Source organism: Streptomonospora wellingtoniae (assembly GCF_031845375.1).
GTDB lineage: Bacteria > Actinomycetota > Actinomycetes > Streptosporangiales > Streptosporangiaceae > Streptomonospora > Streptomonospora wellingtoniae.
The window spans coordinates 126,688-147,417 of sequence record NZ_JAVREK010000001.1 but is presented as its reverse complement, the minus strand read 5'-3'; the positions used below and the strand labels follow the sequence as shown (position 1 = coordinate 147,417).

The following is a 20,730-nucleotide window of genomic DNA, read 5'->3' as shown; positions in this document are numbered from 1 at the left end:
CGACGCGCCCGTCAACCATCCGCAACGGTAGTCGTTCCGACAGGTCACCTGCGGCCACGAGCTTGTATCGGGCCTCACTCGGCCCAGCTCACACCGTTGGTACCAGCGCCCACCGACAGAACTTCGAGTCAGAAGGGTGACCTCCCCTTACTCCACGTCTTCTCCCAGTCGCACCGCACTCCGGTAACGTCCAGCCGCCCCAGCTCGACGGCCCGGAACGGGTCGTCCAAGTACCGCACCTCGTCGTACTCCGCGCCACGCGGATCCACACGCACGAGCGCAAGCCGGTACCGCGGCACCGCGTTCTTGCCTGTGATGACCTCGTTGTGGGTGACGAAGAAGTCATCGGCTCCGGCGAGCCTCGCCTTCACCTCGATGCGGATGGGGTCGTCATCAGGCCTCTCGGACAGCACGTCGAAGCCCGGGTTGGAGAACGCCTGCTCCACCGGCTCACGCCCGAGCCGACGTTCCTGCTTCAGCACCAGATCGACGCCGCGCCGCTCGACGTCCTTGGTTTCGACCGCATGGATCGGCGCCTCGGCCGGAATGTCCTCCTCGACCATGCTCAGGGGTACGACCAGTGCCGATGTCACGACCCGGGGCGGCTTCGTGGACATCTGCTCCTGCCGGTCCAGCTCAGCCCGCCTACGCGCGAGCCGGTCTTCGAGGTCGACGGCTTTGCGGCCGAGGCTCTCCGACGACTCCTTGGTCTTCTCTTCCGCCGCCTCCTTCGAAGCGGCCTCCATCGCTTCGCCCGCGAGCCGATTGATCTCCTGGTTGAGCCGCTGCGTCACCTGTTCTCGAACGCGCTGAATCTCCATCTGGCGCCGAGGCCGCACCTCCTCCAGATAGGCAGGGAGTTGGCGGGCGACGATCCAGCTGGTCGCTTTCGCTTCCGCCTCACCCAGCCACGGCAATGCACGGGCCTCGTGGACTGCCGCACTCTCCGGTGCTGAGATGCAGTCGAGGTACGGGGCGGGCCCTGCGGGTGACACGGTTCCGTTCTCATCGACGAACGCGTAGCCGAATCGGCGCGCCACGCTTCCGCCGGTAGCGTCGGCCACCTCCTCGACTACCCCGACCAGCAGCTTCGGCTCGTCTACGGCCGCAGACACCAGCACGGTTCCTCGATCGAGTACGGGGGCGAGCTGCTCGATGGTCTGGTCGGCGACCGCGTCGTGCAACGGGTGTCCCGGCGCGAGCAGGTCTGCACGGGGACGGCCCTCCACGTCGATATGGTCCATGTCGAACGCGACCCGCTCATAGCGTGTCGCGACAGGGCTCCACCGAGCCGCGTTGCGGACAGCGGCCGGGACGTTGCTGATCTCGAAGCGGCCCTTCTCTCGCTTGGCCGGCCGCCCACCGAGGCGGCTGAAAGCGTTGCGAAAAGCCCACTCGATGTAGTGGGGCTGTAGGCGCCGGGCACGGGCCTCGTCCATCTGCCGACGTAGTTTCTTCAAGTCGGCTTCAGCCAGCGAGTCCTGTGCGAGTGCACGCTCGGCCAGAAGCTCCTGGAGTCCTTCCGCCACGCGGTCATCGATGATGCGGTTCATCTTCGTGCGCACATCCGGTTGCTCGCCATAGCGGATGGCCTCCACGAGGAGCTCACGCAACGGCGTTTCCTCGAACGCGGTGCCGAGCACGTCGAAGACCTTTCCGCCATACGCTTTGCGCTGCTCTTCGACCTTGTTCAGCAGTCGGACGAAGACCGCGCCCTCCCGCGTGTTGCTAGCGACCAAGTTCCACAGTCGGCACACCTCGTGCTGTCCGATGCGGTGGATGCGGCCGAACCGCTGTTCGATGCGGTTCGGGTTCCATGGCAGGTCGTAGTTGACCATCAGGTGGGCGGCTTGGAGGTTGAGTCCTTCCCCGGCCGCGTCTGTGGCCAGCAGCACCTGGCAGTCGGTGTTCTTGGTGAACTCCTCGGTGATGTGGCGCCGTTCGGCACGGCGGACGCCGCCGTGGATGGCTTGGACCGCGGCCGGTTTGCCAAGCAAGGTGCGGATCCGGGTGGTCAGATACTCGAGCGTGTCGCGGTGCTCGGTGAAGACGATCAGCTTCCGGGGGTTGCCGTCGGCGTCGCGCGTCAAGGCGTTGTCTTCCAGGATGGTGCGCAGCTCCGACCATTTGCGGTCGGTGTTGCTGTCGCGGACACGCTTGGCGACCATGATCAGCTCTTCGAGCTCCACCAGTTCGCGTTCCAGCTCTCGTGCCGTGCGCGCCGCCGTTGCCGAGTCGAGCAGTTCGTCCTCTAACTGCTCGACCTCCTCGGCATTACGTTCATCTGGGTCGTCGAGCGTGTCGACGTCCGCCTGCGGTTCCTGCTCCGCCGTGTAGTGGCCGGCGAGAAGGTCGTTCTTGCGTTGTTCCAGACGGTCGGCACGTCGGCCCAGGGACCGGTAGATCGCCTCGGGGCTCGAGGCGAGCCTGCGCTGCAGCACGGTCAGCGCGAATCCCACCGTGTTGCGGCGTTTTCCGTCCAGTTTCTCGGCCCGGTTCATCCCCTCTCGCACGTATGCGGTGACCTGCTCGTAGAGGTCGTTCTCGAGCTCGGTGAGCTCATAGGGAACGGTCTCGGCGACCCGCTCGGGAAACAGCTGCTTGCCCTCGAAGGTGAGGAGGTCTTCCTTGACCATGCGGCGCATGACGCCGCTGGTGTCAGCCGTATGGACGCCCTGCCTGAACCGTCCGGCGAAGCGGTCGCGGTCAAGCAGGGTCAAGAAGAGTTGAAAATCCTCCTCCTTGCCTGAGTGAGGGGTGGCCGTCATCAGAAGCAGATGACGGGTCCGCTCGCCCAGCAGCTCACCCAGATGGAAGCGCTTGGTCTTCTCCAACTTGCCGCCGAAGTAGTGGGCTCCCATCCGGTGGGCCTCGTCGATGATGACGAGGTCCCATTCCGATTCACCGATCTGATCGAGTAGATCCACGTTGCGTGCGAGCTGGTCCATCCGGGTGATCAGCAGCGGGTGGTGCTCGAAGACCGACGATCCTATGTTCGCTTCGACCAACTGCGGAGTGAGGATGTCGAAGCGGAGGCCGAACTTGAAGAAGAGCTCGTCTTGCCACTGCTCCACGAGCCCGCCGGGGGCGACTACCAGGCACCGTTGCACGTCGCCGCGCAGCAGCAGTTCCTTGATGTAGAGGCCGGCCATGATGGTCTTGCCTGCGCCCGGGTCGTCGGCCAGGAGAAACCGCAGTGGTATGCGTGGCAGCAGTTCGCCGTAGACGGCTCGGATCTGGTGCGGCAACGGCTGCACATCGCTCGTGGCCACGGCCAACATCGGGTCGAACAGTCCGGCAAGTTTGATGCGCTGCGCCTCGGCCACCAGTTTGAACTCGTCTGCGTCGGCGTCGTACGGTCGTCCGCCGCTGGATGCAAGCGCCAGTGGCGGCTCTTCGGAGCGGTACAGCACCTGCTGTGCCAACGATCCGTCCAACCGCTTATACGTCAGCTCCACCGCGTCCATACCGTGCCAGGCCACCGCGATGACGGCGACGGCCTCACCCGGAACGATGCCCTCGATCCGAATCCCGGCTTTCAAATCCTCTAACCGCACAACCGCTCCCGAAGCCGACATCCCACAGTTCTTCGACCCTATGAATTCCACCGTCGCTGTATGGTGGCCGTCCTGCAATCGTGAAGAGAACGGAATCGTGGTTGCTGTCTACGACTCGTCACCGCCGTTCGCCTCGGCGGTGCTCCTCCGGTAGTCGGGATGGTCCTTGTCCAACTGCATGGCCAGGTGCACCGGAGCCGGATAGCGTGTCCTGCCGTCCCAGGAGATGGCATGGTCGCACAGACGCGCGGCCGCGACCGCATGACCTAGGGCGTCATCGATTGACCGGATGACGGTGATCTCGGTGGCGGTCAGTGCGTACCAGGTCCGTTTGACGTCGGGTTTCTTCGCAGACCAGCGGGAGTAGTGCTCTCCGACACGGCTGCTGGCGGTCCCGCCGCTGAACTGCCTGGGCACATTGGACAGAACCCACGTGTCGACGGCCTGATCGACCTGGTGAAGGCCGGTCGGCGCTTTGATCAGGGTTTTCGTGTGCTCGCCTTTCTTGACCGTGGTCTTGACTGCGGAGACCGGGCGCGCAAGGTCCGACGTGCCGGAGGTCACGCGTACGAGCGCTCGCGGCTGGCCGTCCGAGGGGAGACTGTTTCCGGGCAAGGCGATCTTGCCCTCGAACTCCCCCGCGGCGTCCACGGACTGTTCGAGGTTCCGGTTGGCCAGCAGCGGCCACAGCGAGCGAGTGCTGTCTCCCGAGACGTAGAGGACATAGCCGGCGCCGCAGCGGATGTGCTCACGCAACTGATCAAGGGCGGTCTCGATAGCCGACGGGAAGGCAGGGTCGTAGCGTCGGCCGGCGGGAAGCGGACGGGCGCGCATGGCGGCGTTCGCTTGGGCGTAGTCCATCCACCCACCGCCGCCGTCGACCGGAGGCTGATAGGCCATGGTGCGCCACCGACCGTCTTCGAGCGGGATGAGTGCGGCGAGCGTCCAGCTCAATCGCTGAGCTCCGCGCCTCGCGGCAGTGTCGTTCTGCTGGCGGATGTGCAGGCCCACGTGTGTGATGGGATCGGTCGTTCCGAGTCGGCCTTTGGACAGCGCTGTGCTCAGCCGGTGGTGGATGAGGCCGGCCGAGCGCAGCAGGTCCGCGATGGCGCTGTGACCCGGGTGGTCCTTCCTGACCTCGGCGGTGAGGCGCTCCTCGTCCGAGGCGTCCGTTGCGACGTCTACGGCTTCGGCCGGAGCCACAGTGGCCAGGAACTGCGACGGTGCGCCGAGGGCGGCCAGGATCCGGTTGACCTCTGGTTTGGCGTCGATCGTGTAGGGATCGACGACGTCGCTGTCCCGTTGGCGTGAGCGTTTGCGCCGTTCGTCCCACTGCTCGGCGTCGTATTCGGTCTCGCACAACGCCAGCACCCGGGTCTCGGCATCGGGCTTCAGCGCCGTGATCTTTCCCGCGAGGCGCTGGCGGTCGGTGCTATTGCCGTGGCGCAGTAGTTCATCCGCTTCGTGGAAGACGAGCTCGACATGAGGCGCCAAGGGGGTGGCGACGCCATCCTCGATGGAGGCCTGCGCGAGGTCGGGGCGGGAGAAATGGTGGGCGAGCAGACGCCGCATCCGTGCGCGGGTGTGGTGATGCTGGTAAAGGGCGACGATGCGCAGGTGGTGTCGGCCGGAGGCCTCGATGATTCCGGGGAGCGCCGCGGGGTCGAGCATCGCGGCATCGCGGCCGTCCTTGAGTGCGCGGCGACCTGCGAACTGGTGTCCGGCCACGTTGTGCGCCCTGACGGGATTGGTCTGCAGGCTCTGCGAGGCCCAGTCGCTCATCCGCCGGATGGTTTCCATGCCGACGCCCCGGCCGATGGGCGAGTGGGTGGATTTGGGAATGGTGGCGCGCAGTCGTCCGGGTAGGCCGGAGAGGTCGCGGTCGTCGGGCAGCGGAGATGGTTCCATACGCAGCCGCGACCAGACGGTCAGTGCCAGTTCGCTGGTGCGCTCGATGCGGGTGGCCGGTCCCCTGCCCTCGAGCTCGAGCTTCAACAGCGGCGCGGCGGCGTCGAGCTGGGTGAGCCAGGCGCTGCGGCATGAGTTGATCCAACGGCTCAGCCGCGAGACAGCCGGTTCCAGAACCAGGACCGGCGTCGTCACGCCGGGCAGGGTACGCATGGAAAGGGTGACGCGCAGACAGGCGTAGTGCACCGGTTCGGGCTTCTTAGGCCAGTGCCCCGTCCAGAGCTGGTCGAGTTCCCACACGGTGAGGTTGCCGTCGGTGTCGGCGCGCAGGTCGATGGACCGGTCGTCGACGGACAGCGGGGTACGGGCCAGGTATTGGGCCGCTTGCCAGGTCGCAGCCTCGTAGACCCAGCCGGCGGCGTCGGGTTGGCGGCCCCGCAGCCGGATCTCGTCGAAAAGGCGTATACGGCGCGGTTGCGTACCGGCGATGAGATCGGCGAGTTTGCTGGCATAGCTGAGGCGAATGTCGTCATGGGGGACGTTGAGGAGGGCCTGCTCCCAGATGGTCACGGCGTCGTACAGGTCGTCGGGGTCGAGCCGGTGACGGGTGATCAGGCGCTGGGGCGGAGCTTTTTTGGATGTGGGGTGGAAGTTGGCGCTGGTGCGGCCCGCTCCGCGCAGCGCGGTGGCCAGACCTGCATAGGGCAGGTTGGCTCCGGAACCGGTCTGGTCGCTGTAGCGATCGCGCAGGTCGGTCCACGCCTCACCAACATGGTCGGCGAATTCGTAGACATGGACCTCGCCGAGCAGGGCATCGTCGAGAGGGTAGGCGAGCAGGGACAGGGCGTCGTTGCCGGTGGGACTCACATGGCTTCCTTGGCGTCGAGGGGCACGATCTTGGCGAAGTCCAGCCAGGAGGACAGGGTGGAGCCGTAGATGCGTTGCATGGCGGCGGCGTCCTCGTCGGTGAGGCTGTTGTAGTAGAAGGCCAGGATCCCGGGGACGTCGGAACCCAGCCGTGTGTCGTGGAAGGCGTGGTCGACGAGGTACAGCTCGACGGGCGTGCCGCCGCGCCGTGCCCGTCCAGCGAGCTGGATAAGGTCGACCATGATCCCGGCTAGGATTTCGGCCTTGAGATTGCGGGGAATGCGGCTGAAGCGGGTGTCGCTCGCCAGCAGTCGGCGCAGGTGCCGATGGGCGGCTTGGTGCTGTTCCTTGAGGATCGCGGCGGGGTCCGAGTCCGCGGTGCCAATGCGCAGAGCGCGGTTGTTGACGCTGGCGAACATTTCGGCGGGGTCGTTGAGCTGGGCGAAGGGGCGCGCGCAGACCCAGATCGAGGCCAGCGCGGAGCGTTGCTCGCCTGGTACGAGGATGTTGATGCTGCGTGAGACGAGGCCCAGTGGCGCTGTGCAGACTTTGACGTTGGGATGCGTGCGGGGGAGGTCTTCGATCTCCTCGATGGTGATGCGGACGACGCCCGGCGGCAGTTGCGTCGTCAACCGCCCGTGCTCCTTGGGGACTACCACGGCCACCCATGCGGGCTCGTCGGCCTGCCGGGCGATGCCGGAGGCGAGCAGAGCCGCGTGGCGGTAGGAGTTGCCGACGACAAGGGCTCGTTCGCGGTTCGGGTCAGCCTCGGCCAGGTTGGCTAAGTGGGCGTCGAGGCGCTGGTCCCACAGTGAGGCCCCGAGGCGCTCGAGTTCCACCGCTTTGTCGGCTTCGACCAGGCCGCTGATGCGGATCGGGCGCGTGTCCTCGCCGTTCGTTGTGGCGACGGTGTCACCGCGCAGCGTGGTGAAGGCGCCCGGTGCCGCGTCGGTCATCGCGTAGGTGGGTTCGGTGTGGATGTGCTCGCGTGCTGCTCCGGGGAAGAAGGCGGTGGCTGACAGGCCGAGGACGATGCGTCGCGTTCCCGCGGCCGCGAGGGCGACGGTGTCTCCCACTTGGGCGGTGGTGGTGTGCGGGTCGCCGGCGATGACTTGCGCCGAGAGCTGGCCTTGGGGGCCGGGGTGGTTCGACTTGTCGATCTTGAAGCCGAACAGCAGCTGTCCTAGAGGACCATAGGGGATCGCGGCGTGCTGGACGAACGTGCCGAGCTTGCCGGCGAGTTCCCCGGCTGCGGGCAGTTGGCCGCTGGATGCGCTGGCCGCGAAGGTCAGGCGCGTCAGGGCTTGGTGTAGTGAGCCGAGCCAGGCGCGAATGAGCAGGAGGTTGACCACCGTGCTGCGTGTTTTCGGGGTGGGGACGCGCTTCTTCAGTGCCTCGGCAAGGTGGTGCTTGATGTCGCGGAGTTCGTCCTTTCCGGTGTCGTTGCTGACGGCGCTGCGAAGCAAGCGGGCGACCTCGGCCAGATGTGAAGGCAGTGGGACCGGGGGTGAGGCCGGTGCGCCGTCGGCGTCGGGAAACAGCGCGTTGAACTGGCGATAGGCCTCGGGCCCGGGTGCATTGTCGGTGTCGATGTCGAAGAGGTGGTACAGCAGGGACCGGTCGTTGGAACCGGGAATGTGCCATCCGGAGCTGGGACGGCTCGGGTCGTCTTCGAGCCAGATCTCGTGCTCGAGGACGTAATTGAGGAATTGCTCGGCCAAGAACCGGGTCCGTGACAGCGCCGGCATGATCTGGCGGTCGGTGGCAGGCGCTAGGCGTCCGCGGTCGCCATCGAGGCGCGTCAGCGGACTCGTGGTCGCGGCGCCGTTGGCAGCGAGGAGGAGTTGTTGGGCACTGGTGTCGAACATGTTGCTTTGGCACAGGTCGATCTCGTCGATGAGGAGAACCTGGCAGCGGCGCATGACGAACTCGAGCACGCTCAGCCGGCCGTAGAGGGTCCCGTCGACGGTGAGGGGTGCCCGCACGGTGCCGTGCATGAGGTTGTGGTGATTGACGACCAGGATGTCGGCCGTGGTCGCCTCGCGGACGCCGCGGTGGCGGGTGCAGGAGTGGATGCGGGGGCACAGCGCCTGCCGTGGCGCCTTCGGACCCGTAGGGTTGCTTTTCGTGTCGTCGGGGGTCAGATTGCGGAGGCTGGTGCAGGGTTCCTGTCCGGCGTGCGGGGCAGGGCCGTCGGTTACGTAGGCGGCGAGTTCGCAGCCGTAGGCCACGCGGTCGAAGCGGTCCCAGTCGTCGCGGGCGGCCGCCTGCGTCGCCTTCTCCCAGAGGCGGCTCGGCGAGATCATCACACCGGTCTGCACACCCAGATCGGTGCCGCTTCGCTCGATCTGTTCGGCGGCGAACTGTGCTTCTTGTGCTTCGGCGCGGATCTTGTCTTCGGTGGTGAGCGCCTCATTGATGGTTCCCACGGCGATGGCCACCGTGATCCCTTGGTCTGCAAGGTAAAGGGCCAGGGCGCGGGTGAAGACACTCTTGCCCACGCCGGTGGGGGCGTTGAGCAGGCGTAGGGAGCCCGAGGTCAGCGTGATCTGGGCGACCGGGGCGCCCGAGTGGTCACGCAGTTGCTTCAGCAGAGTGTGGAGAACCTCGGCTTGCCACAAAGAACCGTCCTGGGTGGTGAGCGAACGCTCCAGGAAGACGCGCAGGTCGTCGGCGGCGACCGTGAGTGTATCGAGGGCCGGTGCGGTGGTGAGGGCGGGCGGTGTGGCTGTGGATTGTTCCCACGGGTCCGGGATATCGACTGTTGAGAGTTGCTCCCAGCCGAATCCCCAGGTGCCCGCAGGCGCCAGGGGGAGTGGCCGCCGCGAAGCGGCATGGTGCCCTTCGGCCTGGACAAGCAGGGACTCAGCCAGTTCCAGCGGAGGTTGCCCATGGACGGCGACGACGTGAGAAGACTCCGGATGATCAACCACCTGCTCCTCGTGAAAGGGGCTGTCCGGGGACTGCGCCATGCTCAGGACCGCTTCACGGAAGCGCTTGGGGGCACCCAGATCGTTGTGCCGGATCCGGAGGAATCGCCCGACGAGCTCGGGCACGGGCTCGGGCTGCTTGGGCCAGTCTTCCCACAGGTCCATGCGGCCGGCCGCGAAGATGTGCGCCTGCTCGATCGAGATCGCGACAGTGCCGTCCTCGCGGCGGGTGGCAAACAGAGCTTCCCCCAAGGCGCAGGCGATCTGCGCGGTGAGATCCTGCAACGTGGCCGACGTTGTCGTCATTGTCGGCGTGCCTCCTTCGCGATCTGGCGCTCCAACCCGGTCGCCGTCAGAACGCGGTAGCCGTAGCCGGAGATCATGTTGTGCAGTAGCTCGCGCTCGGTGCGCTGGTAGTCGGGAATGACGATGGTCAGGGAGGTATCGGCCTCGTCCTCTCCGCCGGGGCGCAGCGACTCCCCTAGTGCGACGATGGAGGCCCAAGCCTTGGCATCCACCCGCCACGTGCAGTCGCCCAACTCGATACGCAGGTCGTAGCGGTCCTTGTGCGGCCACATCTCTACGGACGCGCCATAGGAGAGGGCGACATCACGAAGCCGGCACTCCAGCACTCCAGGCAGGGTGACGTAGCGCCATACCGTCGGCGTCACCGCCAGGTATTCCGCGGTGGCCGGCAGCGCCTCGACTTCCTCGGCGCGCGGTCCCGCGGGACGGGCCCGGGGTACTCCCTCGGTGGTGGCGTCGGAGGTATAGGAGACACCGTCGCGGCCGTGGGCCTTGCAGCGGACATCGACGATGGCACCCTTTCCCACGACGACCATGGGCCATCGGCAGATGGGGCAGGGGAACCAGTGGCCGCTGATTTGGCACCATGACCAGGCGGCGATGGGCGTGTACACGTCAAAGCGGGTCCACAGGTGGTCCCACCCGCGCCGAAGCGTGCGCAGTTCACCGGCGGGAAGCTCGACCAGATTCGCGCGTGCCGCCGAATAGTCCTCGGCGGGGAGTCGGCGAAGCTGGCGGTATACGCGCTGCTCCTCTTGCTCGGCGCGTACACGGGGCAGGTTCCAGTGCTCCTCAAGGGCCACGTTGGGGATCCAGTACTCGGACAACAAGGCGTCCACGTCGTCACCGAGCAGACCGTTCTCATCCAGTAGCGGCGTGCCAGCCAACGCCTGGGACGTGTCCGCTACATCATCGGGAAGAAGCTGGTCCACGGCCCCCCTCAGGCCGCGGCGGAACTGCTCCATGGTCAAGCTCGAATGGCTGTCGCGGACGGCGTTGAGTTGACCGAGACAGCTCATAAGCATGCTCGCCTTACGCGACGCCGGGAGGTCCGGGTCCGCCACCGCGCTTGCTGCAGCAAAGCACGCGATCAGTGCCAAATCCCGGCGTTGAGGGTCGGCGAGGGTCGTCTCCTGCGTCATGGGAAGGAGCGTAAGGACGACCTCTGACAGTTTCACGAACTCGCCAAAAGAAGCCCGATTGAGTGCTATCTGCCTGTATGTTCTTCTTCTCTTGAATGGCCCTGTTTCCGAAAATATGTTCGAATTAATCTGCAGGCTTGCCGCCAAGTAACCTAGGGCTGAGTGGGCGTGCAGAGCCGCACCGGGTTCGGGGGTGAGTTACCGCTGACTAGCGTCACGATGATGCTTGAGTAACAGTCAGGCCGAGACCCGTCCCAGGACGGTTTCGGAGAAGAGGCTCAGCTGTTGGTCGTCGCAGATGCCGAAGGGGATACCGAAAGCGCAGACGATGTGGCTGACTCCGTGTTCTTCCCAGCGGGAGATCCGGTTGCGGACTTCTTCTGGAGTGCCGATGAGGCCGCGCTGGCGCCAGGCGTCGAAGTCGGCATCGTCCAGGTGGCCGCCGAGAACCCATCGCCGCAGGTGCTTCCAGCGGCGGCGGAGTTCGCCCTCGTCGGCGCCGAGGAACGTGGTCAGCCCGATCGCGTGCTGGATTCCAGAAGGGACGCGCCCCGCTTCTCTGGCCGTGTTGGCGAGCATGCGCGATCTCTGGTGATAGGTCTCCGGTGTGGGGTCCCAGGCGAGGTTCCACCCGTCGGCTTTGCGCCCGGCGACCGTCAGGATCCCGCGGCGCTTGCCTCCGACCCAGATCGGAGGAGCGTTTGCGCCGAGATGGCGACGGACCGTGTCGGCGCTGTCTTCGACCGCCTGGAGCCGTTCATTGGTAGGGGGCATCGAACCCAGCACTTCGGCGAACTCGCGGGTGTTCCATCCGGCCCCGAGGCCCAGGTCGACGCGGGCGCCGGCGATGTCGGTGACGGTGGCGACCTGACGGGCCAGCAAGGCGCTCGCTCGCAAGGGCGCGTTGGTGACGAGTGAGCCCAGGCGGACACGGTCGGTGGCTGTCGCCAGGGCGGCCAGCAGGCTCCAGCAGTCGGGCGAGAGCCGCCGCTGACCGGTATCGAGCTCAAGCCCGAGGTGGTCGGAGACCCAGATCTGGTCGAATCCGCGCTCTTCGGCGTGGCGGGCGTAGTCGAGCGCTGCTTGGGTGCGCCGGGCACCGGTGACGGTGCGGTCGGGGAAGAGCGCGTCGTAGTGCGGCAGGGCGAGTCCGAAGGTGATCACCACGTGGTCCTCGGGAACGGGGGACGGGCGGGCAGGAGCGGGTGCGGTGCTCCGTGGTCGGCCGCGTCGACCAGGCGCAGGGCCTCGCCGAGGAGCGGGGCGAAGAGGTGCTTGTTCTTGGCCGCCGTTCGGGGGATTTCGCGCAGCAGCAGCATGGCCGTATGCAGGCACAGAGCGGCATGGTCGCGGTCGTGCGTCCGGGGAGTGGTCATCGTGTGGAAGGCGCGTGTGGGACGGGCCAGCAACGGCCGTATGGCGGCCGGCCCCGGTGGCGGATAGTCCAGGATGACGTGGCCGCTTCCGAGCGCGATCGTGCCGCGGGCGTGGGCGAGGAGATCCTCGACGAACCACCAGCCGAGCAGGTGGCTGGCCATCATGCGCCAGTCGTGGTGGCGCCCGGACCATTCCCAGTCGATGAGGTACCAGTCGAGCTGCGGTGTGAGCAGGACGTTGGCCGGCTGGGGATCGCCCAGGCACGCGACGCGAAAGTCCGGAGGAGCCAATGCGGCCAGCCGCCGTTGCAGCTGTTCCCACGTGCCCAGGTCTGAGCCGTTGACGATGAACCGGTGGCGGCTGCTCAGCTCGGCTCCGAGCACGCCGAAGGCATAGGTGAGGCCGTCGATCGCGCGCTCGAGCCGGCGCTGATGGTTGCGGGTCGCGCGGTCCGGCTCGTACCCGGGCTGTGCCGACTGCTGCCACACGCCCACCAGGTGGTCGACGATTTGAGCCCACGTTGCCAGCAGGTCGGGTGCGGGGCCGTGGTCGCGCGCCGCGTCGGCGAACGTGCGCGAAGAGGGGCACTCGGTGACCAGGAAATCCGTGTCCTGGTGGCGTCCCGCATAGAGGACGCGGGGCAGGCGCTGGCCGAAGAACGGGGCGATCTGTGCCCGGGCTGCCGCCTGGCCCGTGGCCGAGACCCGCGGGGACGCGGCGATCTTCACCGCCACCCGCGAGCCGTCGGCGCATTCCAGGATGTGTACTGCGGCCCCGGAGGATCCGCTGCGCGCACGCCCCTCGCTCCTCGTGCTCGTGTGCCCCGCGGAGGCGAGGCGTGGGGGGATCATGAGAGGAGGCCGGGTCAGGACTCGGCAGCCGCCTTCTTCTGGGCCCGCTCGGCCTTGCGGCGCAGTTGGTTGTAGGCCCCGGCCAGACCCATGGCCTTGCGCACCTCGAAGACCACCTGTTGGACTTCGCGGCGGGTGCGCTCGGTGCCCTCGACGATGATCTGGTCGACGAGGCCGGGCTGGGCCTCGAAGGCGGCGCGGCGCTCGCGGATCGGGTCGAGGAATCGGTTGATCGCGGCGGCGAGCTTGTCCTTGACCTCGACGTCGCCGACCGTGCCCGCCTGGTAGCGCTCCTTCAGGTCGGCGACCTGGTCCGGGTCGTCGTTGAATGCGTCGTGGTAGATGAACACCGGGTTGCCCTCGACGGTGCCCGGGACGTCGGCCCGGACCCGGTTGGGGTCGGTGTACATGGCCGCGACCTTCTTGCGCACCTCCTCGGCGCTGTCGGCGAGGTAGATGACGTTGCCCAGCGACTTGCTGGCCTTGGCGTGGCCGTCGGTGCCCACCAGGGTCGAGACCTCGCTGGTGACGAGTTCGGGCACGGGGAACGTCTCGCCGTAGAGGTGGTTGAAGCGTCGCGCGATCTCCCGGGTCACTTCGACGTGGGCGTGGTTGTCCTTGCCGACCGGAACGACGTTGGCCTTGACGCAGAGGATGTCGGCGGCCTGCAGGACGGGATATCCCAGCAGCCCGTAGGGCATTTCCTCTTTGGAGGCGTCGCTGGCCATGTCTTTCAGGCTGGGGATGCGCTCCAGCCGCGGGACGGTGATCAGGTTCTGGAAGAGCGTGTTGAGTTCGCCGATCTCGGGGATGGCCGACTGCAGGTAGAACGTCGCGCGTTCGGGTTCGATGCCGGCGGCCAGCGAGTCCAGCACCATCTGGCGGGCGTTGCCCGAGATCTCGGCGATGTCGCTGCGGGCGTTCTTGGTGGTGAGCATGTGCAGATCAGCGAGGATGAGCGAGGTCTCGTACTGGTGCTGCAGTTTGACCCGGTTGGCGATGCTGCCGACGTAGTGGCCCAGGTGCAGTTTCCCGGTGGGTCGGTCGCCGGTGAGCATCCGCTGATCTGTCATGGCGGTGGGGTCCTTCGCACAGGTGTCGGTCGGTCGTGGTGTCCACACAGGCGTCACGGTCGGCCCGGCCCAGCAGATGCGATCGCGTCGATGACCGGGGCGATGGTGGGGATATCGATCAGATGGACCTGAATCCACCCGGAAAGATCCCACCGGTGACCATCCCGATACCGGGCGTTTCGCGCTCGAAGTCTATCGACCACCGGCCGATAGCGGTCCGCGAGATTGATCAGGAGGAAATTCGCCTGGCCGGGGATATAGGCGATGCCGTGTTCGTCAAGAACACGACACAGGCGCGCCCGCGGTGCGGTTCGCCTGGAGCGTGCGGTGCACTCGTTGCTCGTCGGCGAGCGCGGCGTGTGCCGCGGCCGTGGCGAGCGCATCGATGCCATAAGGCAGCCGTTGTTCGCGCAGGCGTGTGGCCAGCGGTGCCGCAGTGAGGCCGTAGCCCACGCGTGCTCCCAGCAGGCAGTGCGCCTTCGACAGAGTGCCGAAGGCGACGACCTCGGGATAGTCGTCGAGGAGGTCGGCGTCGATGCGGGGCGGTGTATCGGTGAAGTCGGCGTAGGCGAGATCGACGAGCAGGCGCGCGCCGGCGGGCAGCGTGGGGAGCAACCGTTCTGTGACGGCCTCGAGGGAAACGGCGGCCCCGGACACCGAATGCGGTAGCTCGACGACCACCAGCCGGGTGCGTTCATCGATCGCTTGCCCCACTGTGTCGAGGTCGGGGGCGAACGTCGCCGGGTCCCAGGACACCGGAACATACTCGAACCCGTGGCGCTGGGCGAGATCGCGGTAGAGCTCGAATCCCGGTTCGGTCGCCACCACCTGGGCCCCGGGCCGGGCCTGCAGGCGAAACAGCCAGTCCACGACCTCGGTCGAGCCGTTGGCCGCCACGACCTGTTCAGCGGTCACCTGGGTTCGCGTGGCGATCGCCGCCTCCAGGTCGCCGCACGCGCGTGGCGGAGGCCGATGCAGTGTGGGGACGGCGCGCTGCACCGCGGGCCCTACCCCGGCAGGGACCCCTGCGCGGGCCGTGGGGAGCCGGTCGGTGATCGATTTCAGGCCCGCCACGACCGCGTCGGCGTTGTGGTCCTTGCATTGCGCGCACGTGACGTGGCCGGCCCGGCACTGCGCCAGGACGGTGCGGGCCCGCTGCGGGGAGCACAGCAGTTCCACGGTGGCAAACGCCGAGCAGCGCACCGGATCCCCGCCGTAGGCGCGGTGTTCGGCGACACTGGCTCCACCGCCGGTGGTCGCGGTAGCGAATTTGGAACGCACAGTCTCCTCGCTGTCGTCCAAGAAGATGACCGAGGACGGTTCGCGCACGCTCCCGCGTTGCCCGGCGCGGCGCAGGTGGGGAGACAGGCGCCGGTACAGCAGCACCGGAGGCGTCGCACCGATGGCTCGGGCGCAGTGCCGGAGCGCCGCCGAGTGCGGCGCTTGGAGCGCATCCACCAGCGCGACTCCGGGGGCATCACTCCCGGCCGGGTGGAAGAGGAAGTAGCCGAGCATGTCGGCGGCATCGAGCGGCACCGTCAGGGGCGTCTTCGCGTCGAACCCGTAGATTCGCCGCAGGCGCTCCAACGGCAGCGCGCGGGCGGCCCGCCGTTGGAAGCTGCGCAGTTCGGGAGCCTCGTCGACGACATGGACGTGGGGCGCTCGGTCGGTGAAGTGGTCCACAGCGGCCCGGAAGGCCTCGACCATCCGCCGGTCGCCGTCACCGGAGGCGTCGAACGCCAGAACCGTGCCCGCATGGCCGGCGAGTTCACCGGCCGCCCGCGCCAATCCGAGATGGCCGGCATGGGGGCGGTCGCCCGCGAACCCGACCCGGACCGGCGACGTAGCCCCGGCGCCGAGCTCCGTTCGACCGTGAGCCTGCCAGGCCCAGCAGATCCTGGCCGCGCGTGGAACCGGGCCGACCTCCCACAAGCCGCACCGGCGCCGCTACCCCTACGTGCTGCGCACCCTGCTGTTCTGCGGGTCCTGCAACCGGCGGATGCAGGGCCAGTGGACCAACAACGCTCCTTATTACCGGTGCCGGTTCCCCCAGGAGTACGCGCTGGCCAACAAGATCGAGCACCCGCGCAACGTCTACCTGCGCGAAGACCTCGTGGTGCCGCAGCTCGACGCCTGGCTGGCGCGGGAGTTCGCCCCCGACCGCATCGACGAGACCATCGCCGCCATGGCGGCCAATCAAGGACACGACGAACACGCAGCCGAGGAGCAGCGGATCCGTATGGAGATCGAGGAGTGCGAGCACCGGCTTCGCCAGTACCGCGATGCCCTGGACGGGGGCGCGGCGGCCTCAGCCGTGATCGAGTGGATCACTGAGGCCGAGAACCAGCGCCAAGCCGCCCAGGCCAAGCTGAAGCGCCTGCAAGCCCCCAGCGATCGCTTGGACGAGGCGACCATCACCCAGATGGTGCATGAATTGGGCGACATCGTCCGGGTTCTGGACGGGGCCGACTCCAATGACAAAGCCGAGCTGTACAAGCAGCTCGGCTTAAGGGCGACCTACAACCCCGGTGAGGAGACCGTTCAGGCTGACGTGGTCCTCAGCCCCAATCTCATAGGAGATTCGAAAGTGTCCGAGGGGGGACTTGAACCCCCATGCCCTTAACGGGCACTAGCACCTCAAGCTAGCGCGTCTACCTATTCCGCCACCCGGACGTAGCGGCCCTGCGCTCGGTGCGCGGGCTGGATCAACCATAGCAAAGGTCCGGGGCCGCTCGGACATCGTTTTCTGCCCGTGGGGGAGCATGGAAGGGTCAACGTGGAAGTCCGTGGTGGAGAGGAGGCGGTTCGCGTCATGGTGGGGGCAGGTGACGAGGTGAGCGCTGCCGAGCGCGAGGTCGTGGAGCTGTGCCGGGAGCTCATAGCCATCGATACGTCCAACTACGGTGACCACTCCGGGCCCGGTGAGCGGGCGGCCGCGGAGTACGTCGCCGAGAAGCTCGACGAGGTCGGGATCGAGCCGACCGTCTACGAATCGCATCCCGGGCGCAGCAGCGTCGTGGCGCGGGTGCCCGGGGAGGACTCCGGGCGGGCGCCGCTGCTGGTGCACGGGCATCTGGACGTCGTCCCCGCCGACGCCGCCGACTGGACGCACGATCCGTTCGGCGGCGAGATCTTCGACGGGTGCGTGTGGGGGCGCGGGGCCGTCGACATGAAGGACATGGACGCCATGGTGCTCGCCGTCATGCGCCAACGCATGCGCGAAGGGCGCCGGCCGCCGCGCGACATCGTGCTCGCGTTCCTCGCCGACGAGGAGGCCGGTGGCACCTGGGGCGCCCGGTGGCTGGTGGACCGCCACCCCGAGCTGTTCGCCGACTGCAGCGAGGCGATCAGCGAGGTCGGCGGCTTCAGCGTCACCGTCGCGGAGAACCGGCGCCTGTACCTGGTTGAGACCGCGGAGAAGGGCATCGCCTGGATGCGGCTGATCGCCCGCGGCACCGCCGGTCACGGCTCGATGACCAACGGCGACAACGCCGTCACAGAGCTCGCCGACGCCGTCGCGCGCCTGGGCCGGCACCGCTTCCCCATCCACCTGACCAAGACCGTGCGCACCTTCCTGGAGGAGGTCTGCGCCGAGTTCGGCATCGAGTTCGATGAGAACGACGCCGAGGCGACGGTCGCCCGCCTGGGGTCGGTGGCGAGCATGCTCGGCGCCACGCTGCGCCATACCGTCAACCCCACGGTGCTCGACGGCGGCTACAAGGCCAACGTCATCCCCGGCACGGCCACGGCACAGGTCGACGGGCGGTTCCTGCCGGGCTTGGAGGAGGAGTACTTCGCCGAGATCGACCGGCTGCTCGGGCCCAACGTCAGCCGCGAGTTCATCCACCACCTGCCATCGGTCGAGACCGAGTTCGAGGGCGGGATCGTCTCCGCGATGTCGGAGTCGCTGCTGGCCGAGGACCCCGGAGCCAAGGCGGTGCCGTACTGCCTCTCCGGCGGCACCGACGCCAAGAGCTTCCAGTCGCTGGGCATCCGCAACTACGGCTTCGCGCCGCTGCGGCTGCCGCCGGAGCTCAACTTCTCCGGCATGTTCCACGGTGTCGACGAGCGGGTGCCCGTCGACGGCCTCCGGTTCGGCGCCCGGGTCCTCGACAGGTTCATCGGCATGAGCTGACCCCGTTCGCCCCACACGCGCCGCCCGCTGCTCGGGCCTGCTGCCCGCCCTTCCCGAATGGCCCCGCTCCACGGCCGCTGCTCGCGGCCCGAGGCCCGACAGCGGCCGCCCACGCCGCCGATGCGCCCTTCGTCCGCTTTGCCACGCCCGGGGAACCGGCACCGGAGAAATCCGCGGCCGGTTCCCCGGGTTTGCACTTCTCATTGCCCTCGCTGATGCTACGGTGACTTTCGGTTGGCATATGATTACTCTTTGCGAACCCCACTGTGCGGCGGGTGCGCCGCATTGCAGCTCCCATCCGGTGTTCGCCGCAGAGTGAAGGGTTGTCCATGGTGCAGGCAGATCGCATGAGGCGGGCTCGCCCCGCTCTCGCGCGCTGCCGGGCCGCGGGGCGCACCCTGCGCCGAGCCGGTCTCCTGACCGGCCTGGCCGCCGCCGGATGGCTCCTCGGTGGAGCCGCGGCCGCCGCGGACGACCTTCCCGGCGCGGGCCTGGAGCCCGCCGCCGCGGTCGCGTCCGAGGCCGGCGACATCACCGGCGCCGCACCGCAGGAGAGCGGGCACGCTGTCGAGCACACCGCCGACGACGCGCCGGAAGACGTCGCGGACCGCGTCGCCGCCGAACAGGGCGGCGCCGCCGGGACCGGGGTTCCCGCGCTCGACTCGGTGACCGAGTCCGGCGGCGTGACCGAGGCAGCCGGAGCCGCCGGGGCCGGAGCCCGCGACGTGGTGGAGACCACGGCGCAGGGCACCGGCGAGGTCGTCGCCGGCACTGTGGACGCCGGCCGCAAGGTCGGCGGTTTCGCGGAGGACTCGCTGGGCGAAGGCTCGCTCACCGAATCCGAACTCGCGGGCGCCGTCTCGGACGGCATCGTCTCCGAAACCGGGCGTATCCAGGGCGGACTGGAGCAGACCATCCAGGAGGGCCCGCGGACCGGAATCGAGGGGATCGGCGGGCTCGACGGCGTCTACGCGGCGCCGGTCGCACACGATTCCGCCGACGAACGGCGCGAGGGTCCCGGCCGCCGCGACTCCGACGCCGCTGCGGCCGACGAGTCCGACGCAGAGGACGCCGCCTCCGCAGCGCGTCCTGCACAGCACGCCCGGACCGGGGCCGTGCCTGCTGCTGCCGCCGCCGAAGCCGAGAACACCGGAGGGGAGCAGTCCGCGGACACCGCCGACTCCGGTACCCCGCTGACCGGGTCGGCCTGGCACGAGGCCTCCGACTCCACCGGCACGGTGTCACCTTCGCCGGTCCCCGCCGCGCCCGCCGGCTTCCTGATGAGCCGCGGCCACACGCTTCGGCTCGTCGCCCAGCGTGTCGCACTGCCGGCGGACCCGGCCGTGGTCGTCCGCTACACAGCCGACGACCCGTCTTTCTCGCCTGACTAGTACGCGCCGCTCGGGCGTGCCTCGCGCGCACGCCTGAACGCGGTGCGTTTTCGCGCGCCCTGCCATCACCGGCGCCCTGTGCGCCAGCCTGCCGATGCGGCCCCACGGTTGCCCGCTCGGCCGTCCGCAGCGATCCAGACGCAGTCCGACGTTCCAAGGAATTGCCATATGTCCAGGAAGACCACCATGGCCCTCGCCGCCCTCGCGGCGGCCGGACTCCTCTCCGCCGCACCGCCCGCCCACGCCGACACCGCGACCAGCGGGAACGGATCCGTCCTCGGGGGCAACCAGGTGGGCGTCGACGCCGACGCCCCCGTCAACCTGTGCGGCAACGCCATCGCCGTCGTCGGCACCGCCGGGGCCAAGTGCGAGGGCAGCGGCGCCTCCACCGGGTCCGGCGGCTCTTCCTCCGGCGGCGGCGCGTCGGTCTCGGGCTCCGAGGGCGACACCGCGACCAGCGGGAACGGATCCGTCCTCGGGGGCAACCAGGTGGGCGTCGACGCCGACGCCCCCGTGAACGCGTGCGGCAACGCCATCGGCATCGCCGGCAACGCGGGCGCCGACTGCAAGGGGGAGGGGAAGAAGGAGAGCGACCCGACCCCGCCCGGCGACGAGACCACCCCGCCGGACCACGGGACGACTCCTCCCGACGACGGGAGCACCCCGCCCGGCGACGAGACCACGCCGCCGGACGACGAGACCACCCCGCCGGACCACGGGACGACTCCTCCCGACGACGGGAGCACCCCGCCCGGCGACGAGACCACGCCGCCGGAGGACGGGAGCACCCCGCCGGACCACGGGACGACTCCTCCCGACGACGGGAGCACCCCGCCCGGCGACGAGACCACGCCGCCGGAGGACGGGAGCACCCCGCCGGACCACGGGACGACCCCGCCCGAGGACCCGAGCGCACCCCCGATGAGCGACGGCGGCCTGCCGGTAACCGGCGCCGGGCTGCTGCCGCTGCTGGCGGCCGGCGCGGGCGCGGTTCTCGCCGGCCTGGGCGTGCTCGTCCTCGTCCGCCGCAAGGCCGGCCTCTGCTCCTGACCTGCTTCGGCTCCCCGGTCCTCGGACCGGGGGGTTGACGCGAGCCCCGCGGTGCGGCCACGCCGCGGGACTCACCTCAGCCTCCTCGAACCAGAGGGAGCTGGTCCGGCGTGCGCCGCCCGCCGGGCGCCCTTCCGGCGCCG

General features: G+C 68.4%; 12 protein-coding genes and 1 tRNA gene. 4 read left to right on the top strand and 9 right to left on the bottom strand.

Annotation, left to right across the window (positions count from 1 at the left end; genetic code table 11):
* Positions 1-128 precede the first annotated feature (128 nt).
* From RM446_RS00605 to RM446_RS00570, 8 genes are all read right to left on the bottom strand, one after another.
* Positions 129-3,557, bottom strand: coding sequence for a helicase-related protein (locus tag RM446_RS00605; protein ID WP_311543026.1), 3,429 nt, complete (start codon positions 3,555-3,557; stop codon positions 129-131).
* A gap of 108 nt (positions 3,558-3,665) precedes the next feature.
* Positions 3,666-6,332 carry an RNaseH domain-containing protein gene (locus tag RM446_RS00600; RefSeq protein WP_311543025.1) on the bottom strand — a complete coding sequence of 889 codons (2,667 nt, stop codon included), beginning with the start codon at positions 6,330-6,332 and terminating at the stop codon, positions 3,666-3,668.
* Positions 6,329-9,568, bottom strand: a complete 3,240-nt coding sequence (locus RM446_RS00595) for a DEAD/DEAH box helicase family protein (protein WP_311543024.1) — start codon at positions 9,566-9,568, stop codon at positions 6,329-6,331. The genes RM446_RS00600 and RM446_RS00595 overlap by 4 nt, the downstream gene beginning before the upstream one ends.
* Entirely contained in the window at positions 9,565-10,710 is a 1,146-nt protein-coding gene (locus RM446_RS00590) for a restriction endonuclease-related protein (protein WP_311543023.1), read from the bottom strand. Before RM446_RS00590 ends, RM446_RS00595 begins: the two co-directional genes overlap by 4 nt.
* 237 nt (positions 10,711-10,947) lie before the next feature.
* Positions 10,948-11,874, bottom strand: a complete 927-nt coding sequence (locus tag RM446_RS00585; RefSeq protein WP_311543022.1) for an LLM class flavin-dependent oxidoreductase — start codon at positions 11,872-11,874, stop codon at positions 10,948-10,950.
* Complete coding sequence (locus RM446_RS00580; RefSeq protein WP_311543021.1) at positions 11,871-12,938, bottom strand: phosphotransferase family protein; 1,068 nt, start codon at positions 12,936-12,938, stop codon at positions 11,871-11,873. Before RM446_RS00580 ends, RM446_RS00585 begins: the two co-directional genes overlap by 4 nt.
* A 14-nt stretch (positions 12,939-12,952) precedes the next feature.
* Positions 12,953-14,011, bottom strand: coding sequence for a tryptophan--tRNA ligase (gene trpS / locus RM446_RS00575; RefSeq protein ID WP_311543020.1), 1,059 nt, complete (start codon positions 14,009-14,011; stop codon positions 12,953-12,955).
* A gap of 276 nt (positions 14,012-14,287) precedes the next feature.
* Positions 14,288-15,799, bottom strand: coding sequence for an aminotransferase class I/II-fold pyridoxal phosphate-dependent enzyme (locus RM446_RS00570; RefSeq protein ID WP_311543019.1), 1,512 nt, complete (start codon positions 15,797-15,799; stop codon positions 14,288-14,290).
* Between the two features lie 169 nt (positions 15,800-15,968).
* Between RM446_RS00570 and RM446_RS00565 the strand changes: the two genes are divergently transcribed.
* Entirely contained in the window at positions 15,969-16,634 is a 666-nt protein-coding gene (locus tag RM446_RS00565; protein ID WP_311543018.1) for a zinc ribbon domain-containing protein, read from the top strand.
* On the opposite strand, the gene RM446_RS00560 is transcribed toward RM446_RS00565, so the two are convergent.
* A tRNA-Leu gene (locus tag RM446_RS00560) sits at positions 16,600-16,684 on the bottom strand. The two genes, RM446_RS00565 and RM446_RS00560, sit on opposite strands and share 35 nt — an antisense overlap.
* A gap of 139 nt (positions 16,685-16,823) precedes the next feature.
* Here RM446_RS00560 and RM446_RS00555 point away from each other — a divergent pair.
* From RM446_RS00555 to RM446_RS00545, 3 genes are all read left to right on the top strand, one after another.
* Positions 16,824-18,146: a M20/M25/M40 family metallo-hydrolase gene (locus RM446_RS00555; protein WP_311543017.1), complete on the top strand. Its 1,323-nt coding sequence runs from the start codon at positions 16,824-16,826 to the stop codon at positions 18,144-18,146.
* A gap of 329 nt (positions 18,147-18,475) precedes the next feature.
* Positions 18,476-19,537, top strand: a complete 1,062-nt coding sequence (locus RM446_RS00550; RefSeq protein ID WP_311543016.1) for a hypothetical protein — start codon at positions 18,476-18,478, stop codon at positions 19,535-19,537.
* A gap of 168 nt (positions 19,538-19,705) precedes the next feature.
* Entirely contained in the window at positions 19,706-20,587 is an 882-nt protein-coding gene (locus tag RM446_RS00545) for a chaplin family protein (RefSeq protein ID WP_311543015.1), read from the top strand.
* Positions 20,588-20,730: the final 143 nt, after the last annotated feature.